2 protein-coding genes are annotated in these 5,245 nt (G+C 57.6%); both read right to left on the reverse strand.

What is annotated here, in order from left to right; all coding sequences use genetic code 11:
* Nucleotides 1-432: 432 nt before the first annotated feature.
* A complete protein-coding gene (locus tag ACNFIA_RS31795; RefSeq protein ID WP_416790977.1) occupies nt 433-753 on the reverse strand; it encodes a hypothetical protein in 321 nt (106 codons plus the stop codon).
* 639 nt (nt 754-1,392) lie between these two features.
* Nucleotides 1,393-5,232, reverse strand: coding sequence for a ShlB/FhaC/HecB family hemolysin secretion/activation protein (locus ACNFIA_RS31800; protein ID WP_416790978.1), 3,840 nt, complete (start codon nt 5,230-5,232; stop codon nt 1,393-1,395).
* Nucleotides 5,233-5,245: the final 13 nt, after the last annotated feature.

The following is a 5,245-nucleotide window of genomic DNA, read 5'->3' on the forward strand; positions in this document are numbered from 1 at the left end:
GACCGCTTCGATTTTGAATTCTTCGGGGTAACGCTGGTTGCTCATGGCACCTCCTGATGGGCCTCATTATGAGGCTTGGAGGTGTCTACGAAACTAGGGGCGATTCAACCCCCGACGTTTTGTCACTAACAAATTCCGATGATATAGACCCTCCAACGGCCTCTAATTTTGCTGAGCGGTTTTTACCTGGATGGGTAGGCGCGAGAAGCTTTGCGCGAGAGAAAATTACCTGTCCACGGAGTAGGCAAATTCGGCTGCGCGCACAGCAGGAAAGGAAAGAAATTCGGGAGACCGCGAGCGGAAAATCAGCAGAAAATCTGACGAACGGTGCATCGGCAAGGTAGAAAGTCGAGCGGAAAACTCAAAAATCTACCCCGCCATCAGGCGGGGAAGGTGGTTTGGACACTTGGACGGGACAACGGGACAACCCAGTCAACGCGAAAAGTCATCATCAGAAGACTCCTCTGGTGTTTTCCTTTCACCATACAAATCCTCCTGAGTCAGGTTCTCTTTATCGTACCACTGCCCCTCAGCAGATTCTTTTGAATGCCTTCGTTTTATGTAGATATTCAATCCCATAAAAAAAGATCCGACTATTGTGGTTCCCGCCAAGGAAACAGCTAGAAATCTATAAAATCTTCTTTGTCCCACAGTAGGAGGATCACTGACTATCCCTAGTAAACTTTCTAGGCTTCCAAAAATTTCAATGCGTACCACATACCAAAAAAACAGAACCACCCAAGAAAAAACCATCTAACACACCCTTTCAGGGTGTTCATCTCTAGGGGGCCACCCGGACGCATTTCCTTTGGCGTTCGCATTAAACTCATTATTTATCTCCATTATCAGCTCCACCCACGACCATCGGCGTGCCTCCAATAACTGCCTGACCCTGCACACAACAAGAAAGCCGGAAAACTGGAGGACTGCGGAAGAAAAATCAGTAGAAAATCTGACGAACGGAGCGGCAGCGAGGCAGGCCGTCAAGCAGCAAACTCAAAAATCTACCCGTCCGAAGACGGGGAAAGTCAATTGGACATTTGGACGGGACAGCAGGAAGTAGTTCGAACTGGGAACACCATTTGTGCGAAAAGTCACCACCAGTCACGACCATACCCATTGAACGCGAACATAAGTAAATAGACCAACAAAGAGAAACCCCCTGCTGCCATCCGCCCCGCCCATGGACAATCTGTCGTTATCCCGCCCGGCCCTATACGAATTGTCCTTCGAGAGATATAGCAAAAAACTGCCTGACCATAGAAAACTTGCACAGCCACCACCCCCCAAAACTCCCCCCACTTGCCTACAAATCTCAGCGCATTTAAAAAACTAGCTATCACCATTATCAGAAGAATAGCGAAACGATATTTATATATAAGATCAGAGAATTTATTTAAACAAATCTCGCCCATTTTCAACCACCCCATCCCAAGTACCCATGACAGTAAGGATATTTGCCAATTTCCCGGCGATGTCGGGGGAAAGACCTCTGGCACTAGCATAGGATTCAAATCCTGCACTTAAAGCTGCGGACGACATCGCTCCCGATAAATCACCCTTAAGATATCCCGCCATAAGGCTAGGAATGTTAGATGCGGCCCCCAAAGCAGTAGCTGTACCTCCGCTGGTGACGATAGCCCCAACCGCAAGTATCTTACTCAAATCGTTAAGAGACTTTGTATCTGCGGCCCTTAAATAGCGCAGCGTTTCAATATTCGAAAAATCCAAATTCGCCCCAGTGGCAATACATTCGCTGGAGGCGCATGGTAAGAACTTAGGAGAATAGACAACCCCTTCAACAGCAACCGGAACTGTGTATCTTCCAGTTTCATCAAGAACATATCCAGTCAACCGGTCGCGCATCTCTTTTCCGGCAGAAGGTGTTTTGCTCCAATCTGGACTTGGCGCCATCGGGAAAGCAGACCAGTTGTAATCGCTCGTGGAGGACTGGATATATGCAACAACATCAAGATCCAGCTTTGCAAACTGCTGAAGATATACATCATCACCAACCTTCAGCCACTTGCCACCCACGTCGTATATTAATTCCCCAGGCTTGCTAAGCATATCTGTAGCCGGTCCTACATCAGTACCGTTAATGTTAGAAAATCGTAGCTGCTCTTCTATTTGCTCAACAGTGTATTTACCACCGCTTTTCTCAGCCAAATTCTTCGCCAACTCTCGTTCCGCGGGGTGCAACTGTCGGTTGTAGGCCATCCCACTCTTGGCAATATCCCCACCAACTTGCACATCGCCATTGACGCCTGCGGCAGCAAGGATGCCCACCATCTGCGCAGCGGCTTGTTGCAGGCGCTTGGCTTGTTCATCAGTGCCTGAAAGGAAGCCGCTCTGCAACGTATCGGCCATGGCTTCGCTGGCACCGGCCGCGATGGCGCCCGTTCTGAAGTCGCTGCCCATGGCCTCGGCCAGCAAACCGCCCGCCAGCGCGTGAGCCGCCGTGTTCTGCAGGCTACTGCCTGTGAGGCCCAAGTCGCCCACATACTTGAAGGCGCTGGCCTGCATGATGCTGTACAGCGCACCCTGCATGGCATCGCCGAAGTTGCCTTGGCCGAGGGCTTCGTTGGCGGCACCGGTCAGTGCGCCTTGGGTCAGTTGCATGCCGGCGAAGCGCGACCAGTTGGCGGGGTTGGTGACATCCGGGATGGCGCCCACTGCGCCTTGGCCTGCCGTGGAGGTGGTGGTGTTGGTGGCGGGATCGGTCTTGCCACCGAACCACTCGGGGCCATAGGCGGCCATGAAGCCCGCCACCACACTGGCGACCAGGGCTTGCTTGAGGCTGTCGCCGCTGAAGGTGTCCTTGAGGCCCTGGCCGATGTCGCCCTTGTTGTTGATCGTGCTCACGGCACCGGTGGAGGCTAGCGACGCTGCGCCCATGGAGAGGGCGACGTTCGCCCAGCCGGCAGCGGTAGCAGCGGAGGTAGCGGTCGCTGCTGTGCCTGCACTGAGTGCCGTACTGGATGCGGCCCCCGCGCCAATCGCCGTGCTGGCCGCGCCATAGGTGAGCACCGTGGCCACAATCGCCACGGCCAACATTGTCCCCTGCCCCATCCCCGAATGGCTGTAGGAATAGCTGTCGTGCAGTTCCTTCACGGCTTGCCAGTTCACGTCGCCACGCGCTTCGGCGTCCTTGATCCAGGCGAGGTTCGGATCGGCCTTGACCATGGCATCGATGGCTTGGCTGACCGATTTTTTGTCAAGGTGCTTGTAGTCGATGCTCAGGCCATCCACCGCCTTAATGACCACGTCGCCGTGTGCGATCATCTGCGTCTGGCGTACGGTTTCGTCGGTGTTGCCCTTGCCCTTGGAGCTGCTCCAGGCCAGGTCGCTGTTGTTCTTTTGGTGGCCTTCCTGGTGCAGGTCCTTCACGGCTTCGAAGTCCACTTCACCGCCGCTGACGATGGCGATGTCGTTGCCGCTGTCGAGTTTGGCGGCCTGGTATTTCTGGCCGCCGCCGCTGAGCAGGGTGATGTCGCCGCCGGCGCTGATTTCGCTGCCCATGGCCTTCACGTCGGTGACTTCGTCGCGCTGGGTTTTCTTTTTGCCCCAGCTACCTTTGGACTTCTTGTCGTAGAGGCTGTAGTCGCTGTCGTTAGCGGCGAGTACTTGGATCTTGTCGCCGGCCACCAAGTAGGCTTCGTTGCCAGCGGTGATCTTGCTGCTGATGAGGGTCAGGTCCTGGCCGGCGGCAATCAGGGCGTCGCCACCGGCAGTAATCTCGGTGGAGCGCTGGTCGATGTGGTCTTGCTGGCGGGTGACCTTTTTGCTCTTGTCGTAGCGGTGCTGCTCATCGGCAGCCGAGGCCAGGACGACATCGCGGCCGGCGTTGATGCCGATGTCGCGGCCCGCATCAATGCGGCTGGCGATGGCGCTGACGTCGCGCCCAGCGTCGAGGCTGATGTCGCGCCCGGCGCTGATGTCGCCGCCCAGTTGGGTGGTGCTCTGGTTGTAGTTGCGGCCATTGGTGCGGCCGTTTTCCAACTCAACGCTGGTCAGGTTGATGTCGCGCCCGGCTTGCATCGATAGATCGCCGCCACTGTTGAGGCTGCCGCCGAGGTTGCTGATGTCGCGGCCGGCGCTGATGTCGAGGTTGCCGGCGGCTTCGATGCGCGCGGCACTGTCGGCGAAGCTCTGAGTCCAGGTTCGCTTGCCAACACCGCCGTCGTGGACGGCGACACTGCGCTCGTTGAGCACGTCGCCAGTGAGGGCGGTAAGGCTGACATCGCGCCCGGCGATGACGCCGCCCTGGCTGTTCTTGATGCTGTCCAAGGCAAGCAGGTCGAGGCGGCCGGCGGCTTCAATGAGGCCGGTGTTGCTGAGGTTGGCAGCGGTGGCGGATAGATCGCCGCTGGCGCGCAGGGTGCCCTGGTTGCTGAGGTCGCCGCCGCTGATGAGGGACACGTCCTTGCCCATGATGAGAGCACCATTAGGCGCCAGGCGGCCGTCGGCCTGGGCGAGGTAAAGCACCGGCACCAGGACTTTTTCACCGTTTACGGTGGCCTCTTCGAGCCAGACAATGTCGTGGGTGAGTGCAGCGACTTGCTCGGCGGTGAGGCCAACGCCGAGGCTCAGGTGCAGGCTGTCCTTGTAAGCGATGGCGTTGTCCATCAAGTACTTGAACAGGTTTTCGTCGTCGGTGATGCCGGCGATGTAGCGCTGCCCGGTGCGGGCAACGATGGCATCGCGGATCAGGCGTTGTTCATAGAGGCCGTCGCCCAGGCGCTTCTGCGATTGGTCGGGGTCGTAACCCAGCAGGCCGAGCAGGTAGTCGCTGGAGACGTCGAGAAGGGTGTCGTCGACGTAGTTGCGCGTGCGCTGGTGGCTGAGGCCGAAGCTCACCCCGGTCTTGCTCACGTCGTCGCGAAACAGCACGCGCTGGGCGCCCAGCTGGTGGGTCTCGTTGTCGCCGTCGTACTTGAAGGCGAAGCCGGCGTCCTCGTTGCGCGTGCGGTAGTAATTGCGGCTGTAGCTGTAGTTGAAGGTCCACCAGCCGTAGGGGACGCTGTACCACAGGCTCTGGTTGTCGGAGTGCTTCCAGTGGTCGCTGACCACGTCCTGGCCGTAGCGCAGGCCGAACTGGTCGGCCAGGCCCAGCGGGCTGTCCCAGTCCAGCCCGACGCCGGCCTGCTGTTCGCCGGAGGTGGAGTCGCCGTTGTTGTCGCGGCTGGCGGAGACGCGCCAGGGCTTGCTGCGCTCGCCCTTGAGCTGCACGCGGCTGCCGCCC

The sequence above is a fragment of the Pseudomonas sp. NY15437 genome (genome assembly GCF_048068435.1).
Classification (GTDB): domain Bacteria; phylum Pseudomonadota; class Gammaproteobacteria; order Pseudomonadales; family Pseudomonadaceae; genus Pseudomonas; species Pseudomonas nitroreducens_B.